The 22,567-nt window shown below is 67.7% G+C and carries 20 protein-coding genes and 1 pseudogene; 7 read left to right on the forward strand and 14 right to left on the reverse strand.

Annotation, left to right across the window (positions count from 1 at the left end):
• Positions 1-2: 2 nt before the first annotated feature.
• From OG293_RS00940 to OG293_RS00965, 6 genes are all read right to left on the reverse strand, one after another.
• A complete protein-coding gene (locus OG293_RS00940; protein WP_405996802.1) occupies positions 3-1,637 on the reverse strand; it encodes an ABC transporter substrate-binding protein in 1,635 nt (544 codons plus the stop codon).
• A gap of 2 nt (positions 1,638-1,639) precedes the next feature.
• Positions 1,640-2,695 carry an ABC transporter ATP-binding protein gene (locus tag OG293_RS00945; RefSeq protein ID WP_405996803.1) on the reverse strand — a complete coding sequence of 352 codons (1,056 nt, stop codon included), beginning with the start codon at positions 2,693-2,695 and terminating at the stop codon, positions 1,640-1,642.
• Complete coding sequence (locus tag OG293_RS00950; protein WP_405996804.1) at positions 2,695-3,753, reverse strand: ABC transporter ATP-binding protein; 1,059 nt, start codon at positions 3,751-3,753, stop codon at positions 2,695-2,697. The genes OG293_RS00945 and OG293_RS00950 overlap by 1 nt, the downstream gene beginning before the upstream one ends.
• Positions 3,750-4,673 carry an ABC transporter permease gene (locus OG293_RS00955; RefSeq protein ID WP_405996805.1) on the reverse strand — a complete coding sequence of 308 codons (924 nt, stop codon included), beginning with the start codon at positions 4,671-4,673 and terminating at the stop codon, positions 3,750-3,752. The genes OG293_RS00950 and OG293_RS00955 overlap by 4 nt, the downstream gene beginning before the upstream one ends.
• Positions 4,673-5,743 carry an ABC transporter permease gene (locus OG293_RS00960; protein WP_405996806.1) on the reverse strand — a complete coding sequence of 357 codons (1,071 nt, stop codon included), beginning with the start codon at positions 5,741-5,743 and terminating at the stop codon, positions 4,673-4,675. The genes OG293_RS00955 and OG293_RS00960 overlap by 1 nt, the downstream gene beginning before the upstream one ends.
• Before the next feature lie 107 nt (positions 5,744-5,850).
• Entirely contained in the window at positions 5,851-6,927 is a 1,077-nt protein-coding gene (locus OG293_RS00965) for a LacI family DNA-binding transcriptional regulator (protein WP_405996807.1), read from the reverse strand.
• A 62-nt stretch (positions 6,928-6,989) separates the two neighbouring features.
• Here OG293_RS00965 and OG293_RS00970 point away from each other — a divergent pair, with 62 nt between their 5' ends.
• Entirely contained in the window at positions 6,990-8,756 is a 1,767-nt protein-coding gene (locus OG293_RS00970; RefSeq protein WP_405996808.1) for a glycoside hydrolase family 35 protein, read from the forward strand.
• Positions 8,757-9,418: 662 nt separating this feature from the next.
• On the opposite strand, the gene OG293_RS00975 is transcribed toward OG293_RS00970, so the two are convergent.
• Both OG293_RS00975 and OG293_RS00980 read right to left on the reverse strand, forming a co-directional pair.
• Positions 9,419-10,627 carry an aromatic amino acid transaminase gene (locus OG293_RS00975; protein ID WP_405996809.1) on the reverse strand — a complete coding sequence of 403 codons (1,209 nt, stop codon included), beginning with the start codon at positions 10,625-10,627 and terminating at the stop codon, positions 9,419-9,421.
• A 1-nt stretch (position 10,628) separates the two neighbouring features.
• Positions 10,629-11,591 carry a DMT family transporter gene (locus OG293_RS00980; protein ID WP_405996810.1) on the reverse strand — a complete coding sequence of 321 codons (963 nt, stop codon included), beginning with the start codon at positions 11,589-11,591 and terminating at the stop codon, positions 10,629-10,631.
• A 132-nt stretch (positions 11,592-11,723) separates the two neighbouring features.
• Here OG293_RS00980 and OG293_RS00985 point away from each other — a divergent pair, with 132 nt between their 5' ends.
• On the forward strand, positions 11,724-12,209 hold the full coding sequence (locus tag OG293_RS00985; protein ID WP_405996811.1) for an Lrp/AsnC family transcriptional regulator: 486 nt from the start codon (positions 11,724-11,726) through the stop codon (positions 12,207-12,209).
• A gap of 312 nt (positions 12,210-12,521) precedes the next feature.
• Positions 12,522-13,130, forward strand: coding sequence for a hypothetical protein (locus OG293_RS00990; RefSeq protein ID WP_405996812.1), 609 nt, complete (start codon positions 12,522-12,524; stop codon positions 13,128-13,130).
• Here OG293_RS00990 and OG293_RS00995 read toward each other — a convergent pair.
• The 5 genes from OG293_RS00995 to OG293_RS01015 all read right to left on the reverse strand — a co-directional run bounded on the left by OG293_RS00995 (position 13,114) and on the right by OG293_RS01015 (position 17,785).
• Complete coding sequence (locus tag OG293_RS00995) at positions 13,114-13,272, reverse strand: hypothetical protein (protein ID WP_405996813.1); 159 nt, start codon at positions 13,270-13,272, stop codon at positions 13,114-13,116. The genes OG293_RS00990 and OG293_RS00995 overlap by 17 nt on opposite strands.
• Positions 13,273-13,424: 152 nt before the next feature.
• Positions 13,425-14,243: a carbohydrate ABC transporter permease gene (locus OG293_RS01000; RefSeq protein WP_406003471.1), complete on the reverse strand. Its 819-nt coding sequence runs from the start codon at positions 14,241-14,243 to the stop codon at positions 13,425-13,427.
• Positions 14,244-14,257: 14 nt separating this feature from the next.
• The gene (locus tag OG293_RS01005; protein WP_405996814.1) at positions 14,258-15,244 is read right to left on the reverse strand and encodes a carbohydrate ABC transporter permease; all 987 of its coding nucleotides are present in this window, start codon (positions 15,242-15,244) and stop codon (positions 14,258-14,260) included.
• Position 15,245: 1 nt separating this feature from the next.
• Positions 15,246-16,556 carry an ABC transporter substrate-binding protein gene (locus tag OG293_RS01010; protein WP_405996815.1) on the reverse strand — a complete coding sequence of 437 codons (1,311 nt, stop codon included), beginning with the start codon at positions 16,554-16,556 and terminating at the stop codon, positions 15,246-15,248.
• Complete coding sequence (locus OG293_RS01015; protein ID WP_405996816.1) at positions 16,556-17,785, reverse strand: aminotransferase class V-fold PLP-dependent enzyme; 1,230 nt, start codon at positions 17,783-17,785, stop codon at positions 16,556-16,558. The genes OG293_RS01010 and OG293_RS01015 overlap by 1 nt, the downstream gene beginning before the upstream one ends.
• 179 nt (positions 17,786-17,964) lie before the next feature.
• Between OG293_RS01015 and OG293_RS01020 the strand changes: the two genes are divergently transcribed.
• The 4 genes from OG293_RS01020 to OG293_RS01035 all read left to right on the forward strand — a co-directional run bounded on the left by OG293_RS01020 (position 17,965) and on the right by OG293_RS01035 (position 22,274).
• Complete coding sequence (locus OG293_RS01020; RefSeq protein WP_405996817.1) at positions 17,965-18,675, forward strand: FadR/GntR family transcriptional regulator; 711 nt, start codon at positions 17,965-17,967, stop codon at positions 18,673-18,675.
• A gap of 266 nt (positions 18,676-18,941) precedes the next feature.
• On the forward strand, positions 18,942-20,264 hold the full coding sequence (locus OG293_RS01025; protein ID WP_405996818.1) for a cytochrome P450: 1,323 nt from the start codon (positions 18,942-18,944) through the stop codon (positions 20,262-20,264).
• Positions 20,265-20,713: 449 nt separating this feature from the next.
• Complete coding sequence (locus tag OG293_RS01030) at positions 20,714-21,127, forward strand: YciI family protein (RefSeq protein WP_405996819.1); 414 nt, start codon at positions 20,714-20,716, stop codon at positions 21,125-21,127.
• Position 21,128: 1 nt separating this feature from the next.
• Positions 21,129-22,274 (forward strand): RNA polymerase sigma factor, encoded by a 1,146-nt coding sequence (locus OG293_RS01035; RefSeq protein ID WP_405996820.1) that lies wholly within the window; start codon positions 21,129-21,131, stop codon positions 22,272-22,274.
• 78 nt (positions 22,275-22,352) lie between these two features.
• Here the strand turns inward: OG293_RS01035 and OG293_RS01040 are convergent.
• Positions 22,353-22,520, reverse strand: a pseudogene (locus tag OG293_RS01040) (ISL3 family transposase); the annotation flags it as partial.
• Positions 22,521-22,567 lie beyond the last annotated feature (47 nt).

The following is a 22,567-nucleotide window of genomic DNA, read 5'->3' on the forward strand; positions in this document are numbered from 1 at the left end:
CGTCACTTCACCGGTGACAGGTTCAGCAGCGTCTGGATGGCGTCGGGCGCGAGGGTCGGGTTGGGCACGTATGCCGCCCCGGGCTCAGGCCAGCCCGTCCAGTGGTTGGTGTTCATCTCGGCCTTCCATCCGGAGACGGCCAGCGGAATGAAGGGGGCCTGATCGGCCACTCTCTGCTCGATCTGACGGCCGAGCTCCGCCCGGGCGTGGGTGTCGTCGGGCGGGGTGGCTGCGTAGCGCGTCATCAGCGCCTCGAACGTGACGTCTGACCAGCGGCCCATGTTGGCGGTCGCCTGCTTGCCGATCGGCACGTAGTTGGCCTTGGTGTACTGGCCGTATATGGCTGCCACATCAGTGCCGCCGCCGGTGGCGGCGCCGCTGTCGATGCCGAAGGCGCCCTCGGCGTCGGTTTTGACGAACTGCGCGTCGCCCATCTGGTGAACCTTTACTTCCAGGCCCAGGGTGCTCTGCCACTGCGCCGCCGCCAACTGGGCGGTGGTAACCCACTCCGCGTACGGCTGGTAGACGTTGTAGGTCAATGGATAGGACTTGCCGCCCTTGACCAGCTGGCCGTTTTTCACGGTCCAGCCGCCTTCCGCGAGCTCAGCCTTGGCCGAGGCAACGTCCTGGGACATCGGCTTGTCGGTGCCGGCGGGCAGGGAACTGCCGAAGATGGCCGGGTCGAGGCCGGTGATGCTGCCGGCGGGGTAGCCGATGCCGACCGTCTTGGCGATCTGCGGGCCGTCGAGGGCGTCCCGCAGTGCGCGGCGCACGTGCACGTCGTTGTACGGGGCCACGCTGGTGTTGAAGACAGGGCCCTCGGTGGAGCCGGTCGAGTAGAAGCGGTAAAGGTGACGCTTCGGGTCCTTGGCGACGTACTCGTTCTGGACGTCCGGCCAGCCGATGCTGGCCCAATCCTGGGTGCCGGCGTTCATCCGCGACTGGACGGCCGCGTCCTGGGCGGAGGGAATGATCTGGACGTCCTTGACGCCCTTGCCCTTGCCGCCCCAGTAGCCGCTGCGCAGGGTGTAGGTAACAGCCTGCGGGGAGAACCGCTTCAGGGTGAACGCGCCGGTGCCGACCGGGGTCGGGTTGGTCCAGGTCTTCTGGTTCTGCGTTGCCCAGATGTGCTTGGGGACGATCATGCGGGCGCCGACGAAGTTGCCAATGTCTCCGTAGGAGGACGCGGCGTAGGTGATCTTGACGGTGCCGGCGTCCGGCGCGGTGATGGTGTCGAAGGGTGCCCCGCCCGACTTGTGCTGCTGGAGGCTGTAGACCACGTCGTCGGCGGTGAACGGCTTGCCGTCCGACCAGGTGACGCCCTCACGGAGCTTGAAGGTCAGCGTTTTGCCGCCGTCCGAGTAGGCGTGGGAAGTAGCGAGCCAAGGCTTGAGCACGCCGGACTTGGACCGGTCAACGGCGAGCAGCGGCTCGTAGACGAGCGCGGCGCCGGGGGTGCGCGAGACGGTGCCCGGGGCGAACAAGTTGAAGTTCTGGGTGAAGGTGGTGCCACCCCCGGCCGTCATCACCAGCGGCCGCACACCGGCGGTTGAGTCGGTCTTGGCAGTGCTGCAGCCGGTTGCGGCGAGGGCGACCAGCGCCGCGACCGCCAGCAGGCTCTTTCCTCTGTGCGACATGTTCATCCTTGGGTTCTTCGAGGGGATGGGGAGGTGGTGCGCTGCTCGGGGACGTGACCGTCGTACAGCCAGCAGCGGGCCCAGTGGTCCCGGGTCAGCTGGACGACTGGGGGAGCCTCGGTCCGGCACTGGTCCATGGCCTTGGGGCAGCGTGGGTTGAAACGGCATCCGGAGGGGAGGTGCCCCGGGTCCGGGGGCTCGGAAGTGTCCGCATCGCCGGACATGGTCCGCTGCCCGGCCTGCTTGAAACGGCTTGGATCAGCGGTCGATTTGATCAGGAGCTGGGTGTAGGGGTGCTTGGGGGTGCCGATCACCGACTCGGTTGGGCCGCCTTCGACCAGTTCACCCGCGTACATCACCTGGACGTCGTCGGCCACGTAGCGGGCGCTGGCGATGTCATGGGTGATGTAGAGGATCGCCACGTCGTGCTCGGTCCGCAGCTCGCTGAGCAGGTTGAGGACGTCGAGCCGGATCGAGGCGTCCAGCATTGAGGTAGGCTCGTCTGCCAGCAGCACCTTCGGCTCCACCGCCAACGCCCGTGCGATGGCGACGCGTTGGCGCTGTCCGCCGGACAGCTCGCCCGGGTAGCGGTCGACGAAGCGGCCGCCGGGAATCAGGTTGACCCGCTCCAGCAGGTCGACGGTCTTGGTTGCGGCCTCCTTCTTGGTGCCTTTGCGGTGAATGGTCAGGACTCGCCCCAGGATGTGGCGGATCGGTTTCAGCGAGTTGAGTGAGGAGAACGGGTCCTGGAAGATCAGCTGGACGTCGCTGTAGTAATCCCGTTTGTCCTTGCGACTTGGCTTCATCACACGGCCGTTGAGCAGGATGTCGCCCTCGGATGTCGGGTAGAACATCGCCAGCAGCCTGGCCAGGGTGGTTTTGCCAGAGCCGCTCTCGCCGACCAGCGCCATGATCCGGCGCGGGTACAGGCGCAGTGTCGCGTCCTGTACGGCGCGGATCTTGACACGGCGTCCTGCCTGGTCCCGGCCGTCGAAGTACCGGGAGACATTGCGTGCCTCCAGCACCGGGGTGCCCTGCTCCTCGGTCGAATCGGACATCAGCTTCCCTCTCCGGTTGATGACATGGCCGCGGGAGCGGGGTGGAGGTGACAGGCGGCCACGCCGTCCCCGGCGGGAAGGAGCTTCGGGCGCTCCAGGTCGCACACATCCATCCGGTGCGCGCAGCGCGGGGCGAAGGCGCAGCCCGCCGGCAGCGCCCGCAGGTCCGGCGGGGTGCCGGGGATGCCGGTCAGCCGGCGCAGTGGGGCGGTCAGTGGCGGGTATGCGTTCCGCAGGCCGCGGGTGTAGGGGTGCAGCGGGGACTCGAAGATCTGCTGTGCGCTGCCGAGTTCGACGATCCGGCCGCCGTACATGATGGCGATCCGGTCCGAGATCTCGATCAGCAGCGACAGGTCGTGCGTCACGAACACCACGGCGAACCCGAGCTGCTCCTGCAGACGGATGATCTGGTCGAGGATATGGCGCTGCGTCACCACGTCGACAGCGGTGGTGGGTTCGTCCATGACCACCAGCTCCGGCTCGCAGGCCAGCGCCAGGGCGATCAGGGTGCGCTGGCGCATGCCGCCGGACATCTGGTGCGGGTAGCTGCGGATGCGGTCGGCGGGTATGCCCACCAGGCGAAGCAGTTGGGCAGCGCGCTCCGTCGTCGCGGCCTTGGACATCCCCGGATTGTGTCGGCGCAGTACGTCGCGGAACTGGGCACCGATGGTGGTGACTGGATTGAGACAGGCCATGGCACTCTGCATGACGATGGAAATATCCTGCCAACGCAGCGGCGACAGCTGACGTTCCGTCAAGGCGGCCAGGTCCACCGGAGCACCCTCGGGTGGCTGGTAGATGATGCTGCCCGCTGCGGTGACCGCGGGCGGCCGCTGCAGCCGGGTCAGAGCGGTGAGCAGCGTCGACTTACCGGAGGCGGACTCGCCGGCGATCCCGATGATCTCGCCGCGGCGCACGGTCAGGTCTACGTCGGCGCAGGCACGCACCGGCCCCTCGGTCGTCAGGTAGTCCACCGCCAGACCATTCACCTGGAGCAGTGGCACCGCATCGGGGCTGCCCGCATAGGCTGCGGGGCTGAGGTCGAGGGTGTTACTCATACGGCTGAGGCCTCCTTGCGGGCGCGGGCTCGGGTCTGCTGCTGCCTGCGGTTGAACAGCCGGACCGCCTTCGGGTTGGCGGTGCGCAGGGCGGGGTTGCTGAGCTCGTCGAGGCCGAAGTTGACCAGGGCTGTGGCGGTGCCGAGCAGCGCGATACAAAGACCGGGGGGAAGCACCCACCACCACAGGCCGCGGAGCATGGCGTTCTGCGCCTGCGCTTGGCCGATGATCGTTCCCCAGGAGACGCTGTCGGCGCTGCCGATGCCGAGGAAGGCCAGGGAAGCCTCCGCGAAGACACCGGCGACCACGGCGCGCAGGAACATCGCCGAGATGATGCCGTAGAGGTGCGGCAGCACCTCCACCAGCACTATCCGCCAGCGGCTCTCGCCTGTGGTTTCCAGCGCGAGGGTGAAGTCGCGGTTGCGCATCGACATGGTCTGGGCGCGCAGGAACCGTGCACCGGAAGGCCATTCGAGGACACCGATGATGACGGAGATCAGCACGAGGCCGACATTGTCCACATAGCCGGAGACGACGATCAGCAGTGCGAAGCCAGGCAGGGTCATCACCAGGTTGGTGAACGCGTTTAGCACTCGGTCGGTCAGACCGCCGACGAAGCCGGACCAGACGCCGATCAGCGCTGAGAGGCCGGTGGCGATGGCGCCGGAGAACAGGCCGACGAAGACCGATCCCCTCGCGCCGACGATGATCTGGGCCAGACAGTCCTGGCCGGAGGTGGTGGTGCCGAGCGGATGCTGCCAGCTGGGCCCCGCGGCAATGGCCTGGACGTCGACACGGGTGGGCGTGGTCCCCAGGACCGTGCTGACGAACCAGGGGCCGATCAGGGCGACCAGTACAAAGAGCGCAAATACGGTGAGACCCAGACGGACCTTCCCGCTGCGCGGCAGGCGCAACGTCATCACGCCTCCTCCCGGGTACGCGGGTCGAGCAGGACATAGAGGGAGTCGGCGATGAAGTTGGAGACCAGCACCGCGAGGGTGATCATGAGGAAGATGGCCTGCATCACCGGGAAGTCATGGGTGCTGACCGACTGGAACAGTAGGAAGCCCATACCGGGATAGGTGAAGACGATCTCCGTCAGGACCACGCCGCCGATCACGCCGCCGATGGCGTGGGCGAGTCCGGTGACATTGGGCAGCAGCGCATTGCGGGCCGCGTAGCGCAGCATCACCGTCCGGCCGCTCAGGCCCTTGGCGCGAGCCAGTTGGACGTAGTCCTCGGACACCGTGGTCACCATGACATTGCGCATGGTGAACAGCCAGCCGCTGAAGCCGATCACGACGATGGTCGCCGCGGGCAGCGCCCCGTACTTCAGGGTGCTCAGCAGGAACCATATATTATTCAGGCTAAACGGCACATTCGCGTCGTAACCGCCGGAGGAAGGGACCCAGTGCAGCTTGAACGAGAACAGTCCCAGCGCCAGGATCGCCAGCCAGAAGGCGGGCAGAGCGTTGAGGAAGGTGCTGCCCGCGGTGAGCCAGGTGTCCGGGCGGCTGCCGGGCCTGCTGCCGGTCCAAGCGCCGAGGAGGGTGCCGATGATCCAGGCCACTATCGTGGTGATGCTGACCAGGATCAGTGTCCACGGCAGGGCCTGCATGACCAGCTGGCCGACTGGGGTCGGGTACTGGGTGGTCGATAGGCCGAAGTCGAAGTGGGCGACCTCGGTGATGTAGTCGATGAACTGTCCGACCAGGTTCTTGTGAGGATCCCCGTACAGGGCGTGCAGGGCCTTGACGGTCTCCAGCGACGGCGGGGCGCCGGTCTGCTGCTGGATCTGCCTGGCCATGAGTGCCCCGGGGTCGCCGGGCATGAACCGGGGAATGGCGAAGTTCAGGATGACGGCAAAGACGGCGGTCACCAGATAAAAGCCGAGCCGCTTCGCCAGGTACTGCGTGGCGGCCGGCAGACCGCGCGCTAGCCGCGCTTGCGGGTCTGCCGGGGCCGTATGATCGGTCGCGATGGTGCTCACCCGGAGGTGCTCCTCAACCAGAGGGGAATCGGTTGAGGGGACTATAGGTGGATCGATTCACCTGAGCAAGAGTCTGCTTTCCGAGACATTTTCGTTATGCCGGTTCGTTATGCCGGCGCTCCGGTGGAGCCACGCACCACCAGACTGGGCGCCAGCACGCAGTCCCGTTCGGCCACCGGCTTGCCGTCGAGTTGGTCGCACAACAGGGCAACCGCCCGCCTGCCCAGCTCATGGCGCGGATGGGAGACCGTTGTGAGCGAGGGCACACTGAACTCGGTCAGGTCGATCCCGTCGAAGCCGACCACCGAGAGGTCGGTCGGCACCCGGACGTCCATCATCGCCAGGCCGTGCAGCAGGCCCATGGCCACCAGGTCATTGAACGCGAACACGGCGGTACACGCCGGGCCAGGGCGGGCGGTCACCGCTGCGGCCGCGGCGGCGCCACCACGGGCAGAGACATCGGTGCCGTAGACCAGCGCCGGGTCATAGGCGATACCCGCCTCGGCGAGGGCGTCCTGGTAGCCGCGGAAGCGGCCGTCGACGATCTCCTCCGGCCGGGCGGCCTGGCGCACAAGCTCCCTGCGGTTGCTCACGTGCGCGATGCGGCGGTGCCCCAGCTGGACCAGATGGCGCACGGCAAGGCGCGCGCCCTGCTCAACGTCGACCCGTACCGCCGGTACCTCCGGGTCGGGGCTGAAGTCCTGGGCGACCGACACCGCTACCCCGCGTCTGCGCAGGGCCCGCACCTCAGCTGCCAATTCGGCTATGTCGCCCTCGTCGGTGATCACCACGCCGTCGGCGATACCGGAGCCGAGCAGCCCAAGAGTCCTGCGCATGGCCTCGGGGTTCTCGACGGCCACCAGGTCGAGGGAGTACCCGCGCTCGGCCGCTATGGCCTGACCGCCGGCGAAGATCTCCATGTAGTAGGGGTTGTCCGCCTGGGGAATGATCATGCTGAGCAGGCCAGTGCGGCCGGTGCGCAGACTGCGGGCGGCGTGGGCCGGGGCGTAGCCGAGTTCCGCGGCGGCGGCCATGACTCGGCGGGATGTCTCGGCCGAGATTCGGCCGTTGCCGCTGAACACCTGGGACACCGCGGTTTTCGACACCCCGGCGAGCCGGGCCACGTCCGCCCCGGTGATGCGTGGGGGTCCTGCCATGGGGCGGTCATTGCTTGACGTCGTCATGGTTGGAGTATAGAAACTGGTGGATCGATTCACCATTGTAATCCTCACATCATGGAGCTGTTGTGTCCTACGCCTACGCACCCGAGGGACAAATCCTCTCCGGTGCCCTGCACTACTTCCGGCTGTTGCCCCAGCAATGGCGACACCGGCTAACTCTCCTGCGCGCCATGGGACTCGACACCGTCGAGACCTATGTCCCGTGGAACCTTCACGAGCCCCGGCCCGGCCGCTACGACTTCTCCGGCATCGCCGACCTCGAAGCCTTCCTGCGCACGGCAGCCGACGTCGGCCTGCGTGCCATCGTCCGGCCCGGCCCGTACATCTGCGCCGAGTGGGAGAACGGCGGACTGCCGGCCTGGCTGCGCGCCAACGAGAAGATCCCCTTGCGCTGTGCCGACCCGCGCTTCCTGGAACCTGTCGACCGCTGGTTCGACGAGCTGATCCCCCGCATCGCCGCCCACCAGACCACCCGCGGCGGCAACGTCCTGATGGTGCAGGTGGAGAACGAGTACGGCTCCTACGGCAACGACGCCGATTATCTGCGCCACCTCGCGGACGGCCTGGTCCGGCGCGGCATCGACGTCCCCCTGTTCACCTCCGACGGCCCGTCCGAGCTCATGCTCGACGGCGGCGCCATCCCCGGCATCTGGGCCACGCTCAACTTCGGCAGCCGGCCGGACGAGGCGTTCGACCTTGTGCACCGACTCCGGCCGAAGGAGCCGGAGATGTGCATGGAGTACTGGAACGGCTGGTTTGACCACTGGGGCGAGCAGCACCACACCCGCGATGTCGAGGACGCGGCCGGGGTGCTCGCCGAGATGGTCGACCGCGGCGCCTCGGTCAACCTCTACATGGCTCACGGCGGAAGCAACTTCGGACCCTACGCCGGTGCCAACCATGACCCGCAGGAGGGCTACCTTCCGACCACCACCTCCTACGACTACGACGCCCCGATCACCGAGGACGGCCGGCCAGGCCCGAAGTTCGCCGCCTATCGCAAGATCCTCACCGCCGGCCGGACCGGCGAACTGCCGCCCGTACCCGCGCCCGACACCGACCGGCTGCCACCCGCCTCGGTTGAAATGACCGACCGGCTGCCGCTGTTGGCCTGTGTGGACGCCCTCACGCGGGGTACGGTCGCCTCAGCCGCCCCGTTGAGCTTCGAGGAAATGGGCCACGACTACGGCCTGGCCCTCTATCGCACCCGGCTGACCGGCGCCCCGGCCGACGAGGTGGCCCAGCTCACCGTGGACGGCCTGCGTGACCGCGCTCACGTTTTCGTTGACGGCCTCCCGGCAGGCTTGCTCGAACGCGACGGAGCCACGGCGGTGGAGGTGTGTGTTCCCGCGGCTGGTGCGGAGCTCGCTGTGCTGGTCGAGGCGATGGGACGGGTCAACTACGGCCCCGAAGTCGGCGAACGCAAGGGCGTCACCGGCTCCGTCCGGTACGCCTACCAGCACCTTTTCGGCTGGCGCACCGACCCGATCGCCCTCGACGACATCAGCGTCCTGCCCTGGGACCGTAGCGCCGACGCCAATCCTGCCCAGGCCGGCCCCGCCTTCTACCGCGGCACGCTGACCGTCGACCAGCCGGGCGACGCATTCCTCGAACTCCCGCTCGATGAGGGCGAGGGAAAGGGCTTCGTCTGGGTCAACGGCTTCTGGCTGGGCCGGTATTGGGACCGCGGGCCGCAGCGACGCCTCTATCTGCCCTGGCCGCTGCTGCGCACCGGGGACAACGAGATAGTGGTCCTGGAACTGGACCACGCCGAGTCGCAGCAATTCGACCTGCGCGTCTGCGACGAGCCGGGGCTGGGCCAGGAGCACTGACTCCTTGTCACGACCTCGCGCACGCTCACCTCACGGCCTCCCGCTCCGTCCTGCGCACAAGCGCACACCAACAGTCACAGCAGAAATGGCTCGTCCAGGTCGCCGTGGACGACAAGACCTGCGGCGCGGTCCGTCCCGACGGCGGTCAGGCCCTGTGCCGTCCGGAAACCCGTCGCCGCTGGTCAGGTTGCATATCCATACTCTTTGATGAGGCCGCCCAGCACCCGGGTGCACAGGAGTCGGTGCGCGGTCAGATCGGTCGAAGGAGCGCCCTGCGGGGAATATCACCTGTCTGCCGAGGCCGAGCGATCCAGCCGGGGACCTTCCCTGCAGCCGAAGGCTCCCATCTGCCTCAGACGTGAGAGCCCGCGCCAGACGGCGCGGGCTCTCACGTTCTCATGGCGGCTGTTCGCGACGCGGCGAGGGCGGTCCCCGGCGGCCGTCAGCGTCCAGTGGCCGACCCCTGGTGGCGGATTTCGGGGTCTTCCATCGGCAGTGCCCACGCTGAGCACGGGCATGCCCTTCCGACCGACGTTCGCAGCGTCGGCCTACTCGGTGGCCTTCACCGATCACTCGGGAGAGTACGCCTGCGCGTCCGACCGAGCCCGATCGACAGGTACTGAGCATTGCTCGCACGTGTGCCTGTTTCCCGCGCCGTTCGGTCAGCCGAGCGACGCCGTCCGCACGGCCTGGGCATATACAGCGGCAATCGCCGCGCCTGTCTCCGCGACACATGCTTCTGGGATTCCTGCCAGATTGATGCGTCCAGAGGGGATGCCGTACACACCCCACCGCTCATGCAGTTCCCGCATCTGCGCCGCGTCGAGCGGGAGGCGCAGGAACATGCCTCGCTGATCGCCGACGGAGCGGAGGGCGGGCGTGTCGATGTGTTCGAGGACGCTCGCCACGAGTCCCGAGCGTAGCCTTCCCAGACGCCGGCGCATGGATTCGAGCTCCTCACGCCAGACCGGGCGCAGGTCCGGCGATCCGAGTACCTCGGCCACGAGGTCGGCGCCATGGCTCGGCGGCTGCGAATAGCTCGCGCGGGCGATGCCCTCGAGCAGGGCGCGGGCCGCGCCTCCGTCGGCGGCGGTCTTCGCCAGGACGAACGCACAGCCCACCCGCTCGCTGTACAGGCCGAACGCCTTCGATCCCGAGACGGCGACGACCGCTTCCGGAACGCGCTGCAGGAGTCGGCGCATGCCGGCGAGGTCGGCGTCGAGCCCGTCGCCGAGCCCGTAGTACGCCTGGTCCACGAACGGCACCACGCCGGTGGCGCACAGAGCGTCGGCGAGCTCGTCCCAGGCCGGCTCGGGCAGGGAAAGTCCGGTGGGGTTGTGGCAGCAGCCCTGGACGAGCAGGACGTCTCCGGTGTCGGCCTGCCGGACTGCGTCCAGCATGGCGGTGACGTCGAGGGTGCCGTCCGCCGATACCAGCGGATACGTCCGGACGTCCAGACCCGCCGCCCGCAGGATCGGCTCGTGGTTGACGTATGCGGGGGTGCCGAGCAGAACCGTGCGCCCGCGCCCGGTGGTGGCCAGCAGTTCGGCAAGGATGCGAAGGGCACCCGTACCGGCAACGGTCTGAACCGCTGTTGCACGCTCCGCGAGCGCCTGGCCGAGAGTCAGGTCGCCGAGGAGACGCGCGAAGTCGGCGCTGCCGCTCAGATCGCGGTACTCCTTCGACGCGGAGCGCTCCGCGAGGCGGAGTTCGGCGGCGAGGACCGACCGCATCACCGGGCATATGCCCTGATCATCCCGGTACACGCCCAGGATGAGGTCCAGCTTGCCGGGCCGCGGATCGTCGGTGTACTTCGCGCGCAGGGACCAGAGGGGGTCTGCCTGGACGGCAGACCTGTCGATGAGGAGCATGTCAGGAGGCGCTCTCAAGAGTGGGCGTGGAATCGGAGAGGGCGACGGGGCGCGGGCGGCCCGGACGGGCGGCGGCTTGCCGGGGTGGGGCCAGCGTGAATGCGAGGACGCCGGTCACGATGATCGTCATGGCGGTCAGGCCTGCTACGTGGGGAACTTCGCCGAACACCGGCACGGCCAGCAGCATCGTCACGACCGGGCTGAGGGCGCCCAGAGCCGCAGCGGGCTGGGGGCCGAGCCGTCGGACCGCGTAGGCGTAGCACAGTCCCGCGATCACGCCGACGCCAAGCCCCTGGACGAGACCGAAGGAGAGGATATCGCCGGGCGCGGCCGTGCCTGCCGCCAGCCGGCTGGGCAGCCACCCGAGGAGGATGCCGACGGCAACAGCCAGAGCCGACGGGATGCACAGGACAAGTGCGGCGCCGTCGGGCCCCAGGCTCGTACGCCTCAGCCCCAGGGTGTAGACGCTCCAGAGGAGACCCGCGACCAGCAGGACACCGATGCCCGCCGAGACCTCCGATGTCGAACCGACCACGGCGACGGCGACACCGGCCACGATGGCCGTCACGGCGACGGCCTGCCTGCGCGTGATGCGCTCGCGCCACACGAGGGCGCAGATGATGGTCACGAACAGCGGCACGGTTCCGGGGATGACCAGTCCCACCAGGCTCGCGCTCGTCATGGCGCCCCCCAGCGAGGCCGTGAGCAGGAACGGCGCCCCGGCACCTCCCGCGACAGCCGCAAGTGTCCACGGGTTCTGGCCACGCAGTGCTCGGAGCGTGCGCGGGATCCGCGGCGCCAGTACGAGGGCGGGCACCGCGAAGCGCAGCAGGGAGACGTCGGCCGATGTCAGGGTCGATGCACCGATCCCGCGGACACTCACCGCAAAAGCTGCCCACACCGCCACGGTGACGAGCATGGCCGCCACCCCGCCCGCCTTCGTACTGCCTGACGTCCTGGCCATCACGGTCCGTTCTCTCGCCACATCGGACACGTGCTGGCCGACATGACGATGCTAAGAACAAGTGGCTGGCAAATGATTGCGAGTCTGGCTCAAATCGGCGCCTGCGTAGCAGATTCTGCTAATTTCTGCCCCATGGACAGCATTGACCGTGCCATCTTGGCCGAGCTTCAGCGGGACGGACGAATCACCAACCAAGACCTCGCGGACCGGGTGGGGCTCTCTCCGTCTCCCTGTTTGCGGCGCGTTCGGCAGCTGGAAGCTGACGGCGCCATCATCGGCTATCGCGCCGAAGTCAGTGGCAAGGCGCTCGGACTCCCGATCACGGTCTTCGTCGAGCTGACCCTTGAACACCACACGACCGAGAGCACCGAGGTCGTCGAAGAGCACATCAACGCGATCGAGCATGTGACCGAGTGCTATCTCATGGCCGGTGACGGCGACTACCTGCTCAAGATCGCGGTCGGAAGCCTGGAGGAGTACGAGGTACTGGTCCGCTCGAAAATCCGCTCCATCCCCGCTGTGTCCTCGATCCATACGAGCTTCGCCTACGCAACGATCAAGGAACGTTCACCGCTGCCTGTGCAGGCCGGGAAGTCGTGGCGCCGTACGGGATCCTGACACTCCGGCGAGTGTTCCCGACCCCCGTCCGAGGCACGGAAGCCGCCGAGATCGCCCGCCGGCGAGGACTGCGTCCGGCTCGCCGGAACCGGACCGGACACCCCGGAAGTTCTTCGCTGCATCCCACGCATGAACGGCCGCCGCATACGCGCACACAACCGCGCCCTGGGACGTCTGACCAACGACCCCGGCCCCCCGCCAACGGAGCACCCGCCGCCCTCGCTCACGGCTCGCCGAACCGGGCGCGTCACCTTAGCGTCGTGTACAGGAGCCAGTGACCGATGGGCGTCGCGATCGACACGAGGAGCACTCATGTTCACCCAGGTCATCCAGGGGCAGGTCAGCGACACCGCGGCGCTGCGGGCGCGGCTCGACCGCTGGCAGGCGGAAGTCGCTGCGGGCGCTACCGGCTGGCTTGGCTCCACAGGAGGTGTGACCAGTGACGGCACATTTGTGGGAGTAGTCCGCTTCGAGTCCGCGGAAGCGGCACAGCACAACAGCGACCGGCCGGAACAAAGCGCGTGGTGGGCAGAGACCTCGAAGCTCTTCACCGGCGAGGTCACCTTCCACAACTGCCGTGAAGTCCTGTCGTACCTGCAGGGCGGCTCGGACCACGCGGGCTTCGTCCAGATCATGCAGGGACGGGTCTCCGACCCCGCTCGCTTCCGTGAGATGTACGACGCGACCGACGAAGGACGTCTTGCCGCGTTCCGGCCGGACCTGATCGGCGGCACGGTCGGGCTGCACGGCGATGGCGGGTTCACCGAAGCGGTCTACTTCGCCTCGGAGAAGGCCGCCCGCGAGGGGGAGCAGAAGGAACCGCCGGCCGATATGAAGGAAGAATTCGAGCAGATGATGTCGCTCATGCAGGACGTCACCTACTTCGATCTTCCAGAACCCTGGCTCAGGTCTCCGCGTTAGCGTTCCGTGCGGCCAGCCGGCACAACTGCCGTACCAGGAGCGGAGCCTGCCAATCAACGTAGATCGGCTTCGGCTCACCGGTGACCTTGACGAAGGCGTGCCGGGGCAGGCCGAGCTCGGAGCTCAGCCGCCGGATCGTCATCGGAGGCGGGCTGTCACTCGCAGGAGACATCCTGCTCGAAGCCGACACCTACAACCGCTCACCCGGCAACGAGTACGACGCTCGACCGCGAACGGTCCTGCTGCCACAGGGGTGGGCGTGTGGGTATGGGGGCGCCATGCCGACCGGTGCACTCATCCCTTGACGGCGCCGGCCGTGAGTCCTTGGACGATATGCCGACTGGCAAAGGCGAAGAGGACCATGGTGGGAAGGATGGTCAGGACGGCCGCGGCGGACATGGAGCCCCAGTCGATGTTGAAGCTGGAGATGAAGCCGTTCAGCGCTGTGGGGATGGTCTTGTTGTCGTCGCTGTTCATGAGTGTGACGGAGAGGAAGAGTTCGTTCCAGCAGTTGACGAAGTTGAAGATGAAGGCTGCGATGATGCCCGGCTTCATCACCGGCAGCAGCACCCGGAACAGTGCCCCGAACCGTGAGCAGCCGTCGATCATGGCTGCCTCTTCGAGGGTGTCGGGGATGTTGTCGAAGAAGCCCCGGAGCATCACCGTGCAGAACGGGATGCAGACCGCGATGTAGACGAGGATCAGCCCGAAGCGGTTGTCGACGAGCTGCAGGTCGGTCATCAGCAGATACAGCGGTCCCAGCGCGATGAACGCGGGGATCATCTGGGTGACCAGGGCGGCCATGAGCAGCGCGGTCTTGCTGCGGAACTCGAACCGGGCGAGCACATAGGCCGAGAGCATCGAGATGACGGTGGCCACTGTGCCCGCGACAGTGGCCACGATCAGGCTGTTGGTGAGGTAGACACCGAAGTCCGCCTTCCCGAACAGCCCCGCGTAGTTCTCCAGCGAGAAGTCCTTGGGCCAGTAGGCGATGGGGAAGCTGAAGATGGTGCCGGCGGGCTTGAAAGACGTGATGGTGATCCAGTACAGCGGGAAGACGGTGAAGACCAGCCAGAGCGTGAGGAAACCGACCCTGAAGGCCTTTCCGGCCATGGACTCGCGGGTGTTCACAGCTTCGCTCCCTTCTGCCGGGTGGCCGTGAGGTAGAAGACCGAGAACAGAAGGAGGCCCGCGACCACCAGGAGGCCGAGGGCGGACGCCTTGCCGTAGTCGCCCTGCTGGGTGATGTTGATCATCCAGGTGGTCACGATGTGCGTCTCGTTGTTCGGCCCACCGCCCGTCGTTCCGAAGATGATGTCCGGGAAGTTGAAGATCCAGATGACGCGCAGCAGCACGGTCAGGGCCAGTGTGGCCCTGATGTACGGGATGGTGATCTGGAACAGAGTGCGTGTCTTGCCCGAGCCGTCCAGCGCTGCGGCTTCGTAGATCTCGTCGGGGATCGACTGGAGGGCGGCGAGGATCATGATGGCGAAGAAGGTCACGCCGTACCAGATGTTGGCGATGATGATGGCGGCCATGGCCGTCTTCGGGTCGGCCAGCCAGGCGACGGGTTCGTCGATCAGATGGGCCTTCATGAGCAGGTCGTTGACGACGCCGAACTCGCTGTTGAACATCCATCGGAACAGGATGCCGATCAGGAAACCCGAGATGGCCCAGGGGAAGAAGATCAGCGCTTGGTAGAGCCCACGGAAGCGGAAGCGGCGGCGTAGCCAGAGGGCGAGCGTGAACCCGATCACGAGTTGGGGCACGATCGAGGCGACCACCCACAGGGCACTGTTGATCAGTACGGTGTCCCACAGCGGGTCGCTGAAGACCTGCTTGAAGTTCTCGAATCCGATGAACGACGTGTCCGTGAGGTCCGTCAGATTCCAGTGGCGGAAAGCCATTTGGCTGCCCGCCACCATCGGGTAGTACGTGAACACGGCCACGAAGAGAACCGCAGGGGCCATGAAGGCCAGGATGACCAGGCCCCGGCTTGTCGTGAACTCGCGTTTACGGCGCCCGCTGCTTGCCGTCCCGGCGACGCGGCCTCCCCTCCCGCGGAAGGGCTGCCGCGTCCGCTCGTCGGCCCAAAGGGCCGCCTTCGCCTTCATGTCAGCTCTTCTCGTTCTTCCACTTGTCAGTCCAGTACGCGTCCCAGTCGTTGAGCAGCTGCTTCTGCGTCATCTTTCCGAGGAGCACCTTCTGCACGTCCGCGTCAGCCTTCTGTGCCCACTCGGTGAACCAGGGGACGTCACGGGGCTGGGTGACGGTGATGTACTTGTCCGGGGCTTGATTCATCGTCACGTAGCTGGTCCAGGGACCGGTCTTGTAGAAGGGGTCTTCAGCGGCCCGCTTTTGGATGGGGATGAGGCTGTTCTTCTTGGCGAAGGTGGTGGATGCCTGCCCCTCGGAGAGGAATTCGACCAGTTTGACGGCCTGCGCCTTGTGCTTGCTCCCCTTGGCCACTCCCCAGCCCGCGGTCGCCATTGGCTGGATCGCCTTGCCGCTGGGGCCGGCGAGCAGCGGAGTGGTGGTCCACTGATCCTTCTTGATTGCCTTGGACTCGCTCAGTGTCGCGATCACCTCGGGGTCCTGGAGCAGGAAGGCCGTGGATCCGTTGGAGAAGCCTTCGACCATCTCCGGGTAGCCCCAGGCGATGGAGGACGGCGGGGAGGCCTTCTTGAACAGCTCGAAGTAGGTCTTCAGCGCCTCTGCGGCTTCTGGTGCCGCGAAGATGGAGCTGCCGTCGGTCAGCTTGTAGCCATTGGCCCGGTCGATCCGGTCCGCGACGTACGCCTCGATGACGGCGGTGACATTGCTGCTGCCGTTGGTGCCGCCTCGGAAGGCGTAGCCGTAGCGGCGCTTTTCCTTGTTCTGGATCGCGCTGGCCTGCGCCAGCAGTTCGTCCCAGGTGGCCGGAGGCTTGTCGTAGCCCGCATCGGCGACGAGGTCCGTCCGGTAGAAGAGGCTCAGCCCGTAGAAGCCGTACGGCATGAAGTACGTCCGACCCTTGGCAGTGCCCTTCGCCGCCTTGGCAGCGTTGTCGGTCAGCCCGTGCCAGCCGGACCAGCCCTGGAGCTCCTTGCTCATGTCGTGGAGCCATCCGTTGTTCGACCACGGGCCGACGGTGATGTCCCGGACCTCGAGTGTGTCGACGCCGCTGCCGGACTGCAGCATCTGCTGGATCTTCTGGTCGGCCTGGGCGGTCGGCGGCGAGACGAGGTTGACCTTGATCTTCGGGTTCTGCTTCTCGAAGTCGCTGATGAGCTGCTTCAGAAGCTCCGTGCGGGCGGGGTTGGTCAGGCTCTCGACCATCTGGAGGGTGACGGTCCCGTCGCCGGAGCCGCCGCCCATGGCGGAGCAGCCGGCCAGGCTCATCGTGACGGCGAGGCCGAGAGCGGCGACCGCGTTGCTGTTTCTCATCAGTGTTCTCCGAGTTCTGTGTCACAGGACCATCCGGCGAGCACGGGGACGACTCGCTCGGCGAAGTACTCGAAATCTGCGGCGGTGTTGTACACGTGCGTTGAGAGGCGGACGTAGCCCACTCCGCCGAAGCTGGTGAACGCGCAGGCCACGTCCAGTTCCCGGGCGACCCTGTCGCGCAGCGCGTCGGCCTCGGGGCGCGTGGTGGCCAGGCCGGCGGGGAGGCGCACGAGGCGCATGGCGTCGACCGGCATACCGACGTCGACGGTGCAGTCCTCACCAGTCACCTCGGCGAACGCAGCGCCGACGACCTGTTCTGCGTAGTCGGCCAGTCGGCGCATATAGGCGCGGGCTGTCCCCCACCCCCAGGTGTCCTCGATGAAGCCGAGGGCGGTGGGCGTCGCGAGGTAGCTTGTGGCGTCCACGGTCCCCTGGGTGTCGAAGCGGTCGGGGAAGCGATCGGCGGCACCCCAGGAGTCGATCAGAGGGTAGAGGCGCTCGCTCAGTTCGGTGCGTGCCACCAGGGCTGCGGTGCCTCGCGGGGCGCAGCCGAACTTGTGGAGATTGCCGACCCAGAAATCGCAGTCGAGGCCGGCCAGCGGGGCAGGTGCCAGTCCGGGTACGTGTGCCCCGTCCACCAGGACGGGGATGCCACGCCGTCCGGCCTCCGCAGCGATCCGCTCCACGGGCATCCACCGTGCGGTGGGTGAGGTGATCTGGTCGATCACAACGAGCCCGGTCGCTTCTGACAGCTCCGTCACCACGGCGTCGAAGGCTGTGTCAGGGGCGGCGTCGAGCGGGACACGGGCGGTGCGGACCCTGCCGCCCCATCGTCGGGCGAGCCGTTCGGCGCCCATGGTCACGGCGCCGTAGCCGTGGTCGGTGACCAGGATCTCGCCACCTTGACGGTGAGGCAGGTTGGCGTAGACGACGCTGGCTCCCGCGCTGGCGTTGGGGACGAGGGCCAGGTCCTCGGTTGCCACCTGGAGAAATTCGGCTACGGCGGTCCGTGCGGTCGCGATCTTCCTCGGCAGCCGGGAGAACCAGTGCACAGGTGCGGCCTCCATCTGCCGTCGCAGGCGGTTCTGTTCGTCCTGCGCTACGAGCGGGACCGCGCCGAACGAGCCGTGGTTCACGTGTTTCACCAACGGATCGAGCGACCAGCCTGCCGACGCGGCCTGCCCGTTCCTCAGCCGGAGTGGAGCAGCGGCGAGATTGATAGTGCTCACAAGACTCCAAAGACATCAGACAGAGCTGGGAAGACATGTGATGACTGGGCTCGATTGTGAGCGCCGTCTGCCTGCAAGGCAACACTTTCAGTCATAGTTATCTGATGACTTTGTGGCGTTGCTGCTGTGCGTAGGATGACTCAGGGTGGGCAGGAGCACCCCTTTATAAGGAGGAAGCGATGACGTCCGCGGTCGACAAGGCGTTCCATGGCCTGCGCCACATGATCTCCAGCGGCCGTCTCAGCGCCGGCCAGCGTTTCCCGCCGGAGAACGAGCTGTGCGACGAACTCGGTATCTCGCGGAGCTCCCTGCGCGAGGCCGTACGCATGCTCGCGGCGTTGGGTGTGGTGGAGGCGCGGCACGGATCCGGCACATTCGTCTCGCTGCTCAGACCCGAGGATCTGATCGGGACACTCTCTCTGACCATCGGGCTGCTGCCCCTCGATGGCCTGTTGGAGCTGTACGAGATCCGGCGCGTTCTGGAGTCCCATGTGGTGGCACAGGCAGCCGCCCGGATCACCCCAGAAGAACTGGAGAGTCTCTACGGTCACATCGAAGGGATCGACACCACGGACGACCCGGCAAAGGTCACCGTCTTCGACCACAGTTTCCACTCCGAGATCGCGCGCATCGCCGGCAATCCGGCCCTTGAGTCCCTGCTCGCCGTCTTCCGCTCCCGCTCCCGCCACTACCAGGTGTTCACACTGCCCGGCGGTCCGGAAATGAAGCGGGTGACCAACGAGGACCACAGGGCCATCGTCACCGCACTGGCCAACCGCGACCCAGCCGCTGCCGCCAGCGCTGCGGCTGCCCATGTCGGCCGCACCGAGAGCTGGCTGAACGCCCTCCGGCCCCCCGTGACCGAGGACAGCGACGTCGGCCTGGCATGAGGGCGTGCGTACCCGGCACAACCGCGGCAGCCAGGATGACCGTGTCGTGAGGCCCTACGAGGCGACTGATGCGGTGCGTTGGAACGGCGGTCTCGGAATCCGGAGCCCCGCCTGGCCGCAGTCGAGTTCTGCGGCATCCGCCTTCGCGGCAGCTCGCCCGAATGTGGCTACACCGAGCGCTGTCACCGGGTGCGCCCGCTCCCGTACAGTCCGTGATGCCAGTGCTCCGTGACGGCCAAGCACAGCGGTTGACCAGGAGAAGAATCATGAACCCCGAAGCCAGTCCCGGCTCCCGTTCGCACATCCCCGCAACGGGGCGGCCGGTCCCCGAAGCCGAGCCCGGACTCGTGCAGAGGTGGCATTCGGGGGGAGGTGAACTGGTCGAGCTGCTGTCCCAGGTGCGCGAGCGGTTCGGCAGCATCGCCGCGTTCCGCCTCGGGCCGGCCCCCACCGTTCTTGTCACCGACCCGCAGGCGGTCCAGCACGTACTCGCCCGGCACCCGGAGCGCTACGTCAAGCGCTCCCACCGCGCCCGTCTGCTGATCGGCGGCGGAGTTCTCGCCGCCACCGGTGCGGCATGGAAGCGCCAACGCCGTTTGTTGCAGTCCCAGTTCACTGCTACCGGAATGCGCCGCTACGAACAGCGGATCACTGAGGCCGCCCGGACCACCGCCGGACGCTGGGACGGGTACGCCCGTACCGGGCAGACCCTCGATGTCGAGCGGGAGATGCGCCGCTTCGCCCTGGACGCCATCTGGCGCTCCCTTACCGGGCACCCCCTCGATGACGGGACCGAGCGCGAACTGGCCGCCGTGGCAGCCGTGGCGGCCGCCCTTCCGACGCTGCCCGCTGATGTCACCGACGCCCAGGACGCCGTTGCCGCCGATCTCGCCCGGATCGATGCGGTCGCCCGGCACGCCATCGAGGCCGCCCGCGGCGGCGCGGTCGGCCCCGACGGCCCAGGTCTGCTGCAGGTCCTGATCGACGCCACCGACGAGCGCCCCGAGTACACCGACAGGCTGATCCGCGACGAGTTGGTCACGTTGCTCGTGGCTGGGCACGAGACCACCGCCACCACTCTGACCTGGCTCTACCTCCTCCTCGACCAGTACCCCGCCGCCCGCGAACAAGCTCTCGCCGCCGGCGATGAAGGTTCGCCGCAACGCCGCCAGGCCATCCAGGCTCTGGTACACGAGACGCTCCGGCTCTACCCGTCAGCCTGGATCCTGCCCCGCCACGCCACCGAGGACGACACCCTCGCCGGCTACACCGTCGAGGCGGGCACCGACATCCTGATCTGCCCGTACCTCACGCACCGCGATCCTGAGCTGTGGCCGGACCCAGAACACTTCGACGCTCGGCGCTTCCTCACCCCGGACGGCCGGCCTGGCCACCCGGGCGCCTACTTCCCCTTCGGCATCGGTCCCCGCGCCTGCCTCGGTCTGCAATTCGCGCTCCGTGAATCGACGATCCTGCTCGAACACCTGCTGCCGGTCCACACCCTGGCCTTCGCGTCCACCCCCACGAAGGCGGCGTACGGCATCACCGTCCGCCCCGACGGCCCCACCCCCGCGACGCTCACGCCGTGAGATCCTCACCGGGCAAGCGGACCGAGCTGCATGCCGGATCGACGAAGCGCAGCAGCGCATGACCGCGCTCTGTACAGCACTCCCAAGGGCCGTCACCGACATCGGCGCCAGGTGCGCCCCCAGCCCGCGGATGCCCTTCGCCGTTCCAGCGCGACCGCATCGCGGAGCCCGACACCCGCCCCCCGCGACGTCGCCGTCCAGCGGACTGCTGGCGGCGGGCCCGGTCAGCCAGTCCGCTCACCGGGCGGTAACGGCTGCTCGGTGCGGGCAAGACTGGTACGTACAGCGGCCTGCCCGGTTACAAAATCGAGTGGCACGTCGACCTGTCCGTGTTCGATGGATCCCTCCCCAAAAAGAATTCGGACGGCGATGTCGAGAATCCGTGGCCGGCTCCGTCCCCGCAGTGAACGCGACCACAATGGGTCGCACCAGTACCCAGGAGAAGCACAATGGCCAAGTACTTGCTGCTCAAGCACTACCGTGGCGCCCCGGCCCCGGTCAACAACGTGCCCATGGACCAGTGGACCCCCGAGGAGATCTCGGCCCACGTGCAGTACATGAACGACTTCGCGACCCGGCTCGAGGGGACCGGCGAGTTCGTTGACGGTCAGGCGCTCGCCCCCGAGGGGACGTTCGTCCGGTACGACGGTGAGGGTCGCCCGCCGGTCACCGACGGCCCGTTCGCCGAGACCAAGGACCTCATCGCCGGTTGGATGGTGATCGACGTCGACAGCTACGAGCGCGCCATCGAGCTTGCCGGGGAACTGTCGGCCGCCCCCGGGGCGGGCGGGAAGCCGATCCACGAGTGGCTCGAGCTGCGCCCGTTCCTGACCGCGGCGCCCACCATCACGGAGTGCCACTGAGATGAACGAGGCTCTGCTCCGGAGCCTCACGCCGAGCGTGCTCGGGATCCTCGTCCGCCGCGGAGCCGACTTCGCGGCGGCCGAGGATGCCGTACAGGACGCCCTGGCCGAGGCGGTCCGCGTCTGGCCGGCCGACCCGCCGCGGGACCCGAAGGGCTGGCTGGTCACCGTGGCCTGGCGCCGGTTCCTCGACGCGACCCGGGCGGACGCCGCCCGCCGCCGCCGTGAGGACCTCGTCGACGAGGAGCCGGCGCCCGGGCCCGCGCCCGCGGTGGACGACACGCTCCAGCTCTACTTCCTGTGCGCCCACCCATCGCTGACGCCGTCGTCCGCGGTCGCGCTCACGCTGCGTGCCGTCGGCGGGCTGACCACCCGCCAGATCGCCCAGGCCTACCTGGTGCCCGAGGCGACCATGGCGCAGCGCATCAGCCGGGCCAAGCGCACCGTCTCCGGCGTGCGGTTCGACCGACCCGGCGACATCGCCACCGTGCTGCGCGTCCTCTACCTGGTCTTCAACGAGGGTTACTCCGGCAACGTCGACCTCGCCGCCGAGGCCATCCGCCTCACCCGGCAGCTCGCGGCCGCGATCGCACACCCCGAGGTGGCGGGGCTGCTCGCCCTCATGCTGCTCCACCACGCCCGGCGCGCCGCCCGGACCGCGCCCGACGGCAGCCTGGTGCCGCTCGCCGAGCAGGACCGCGGCCGGTGGGACACTGAGTCGATCGCCGAGGGCGTCGAAATCCTCCAGGCGGCCCTCGCCCGCGACCGGCTGGGCGAGTTCCAGGCCCAAGCCGCGATCGCGGCGCTCCACGCCGACGCGCCCACCGCCGAGGAGACTGACTGGGTGCAGATCGTCGAGTGGTACGACGAGCTGGCGCGCCTGACCGACAGCCCGGTCGTCCGGCTCAACCGCGCGGTGGCCGTCGGCGAGGCCGACGGGCCGCGCGCCGGCCTGGCGGCGCTCGCGGCGCTGGACGACTCACTGCCCCGCCACGCCGCGGTGGCCGCGTATCTCCACGAGCGCGACGGCGATCTGGCGACGGCGGCACAGCTGTACGCCGAGGCGGCCCAAAAGGCACCCAACCTCGCCGAGCGCGACCACCTGACGCGCCAGGCTGCCCGGCTCAACGCCCGCCGGAGTCGCTGACGGGTCAGGCTCGTATCTTCCCGTCTTCCCGTCTTCCCGTCTTCCCGTCTTCCCGCGGCACTGACACAATCCCGAGGCGTGCACGCGCCCCGACGACGCCTCGCACACCGGGCAGACCGCTGTGTCCTGCGGAGTTCGTGCCCGAACCACGATCCGCTCGCACTCGTCGACCACATCCTCGATCACCAGCGGGGAGAGCCCTGAAAACACCGTCTGGACAAGCTCGTTGACCTCCTTCACACGAATGTCAACGAGCCCTCACGACTCTGTGTCACCACCGAATCCGAGACAGG

Source organism: Streptomyces sp. NBC_00829 (assembly GCF_045161795.1).
Taxonomy (GTDB): Bacteria; Actinomycetota; Actinomycetes; order Streptomycetales; family Streptomycetaceae; genus Streptomyces.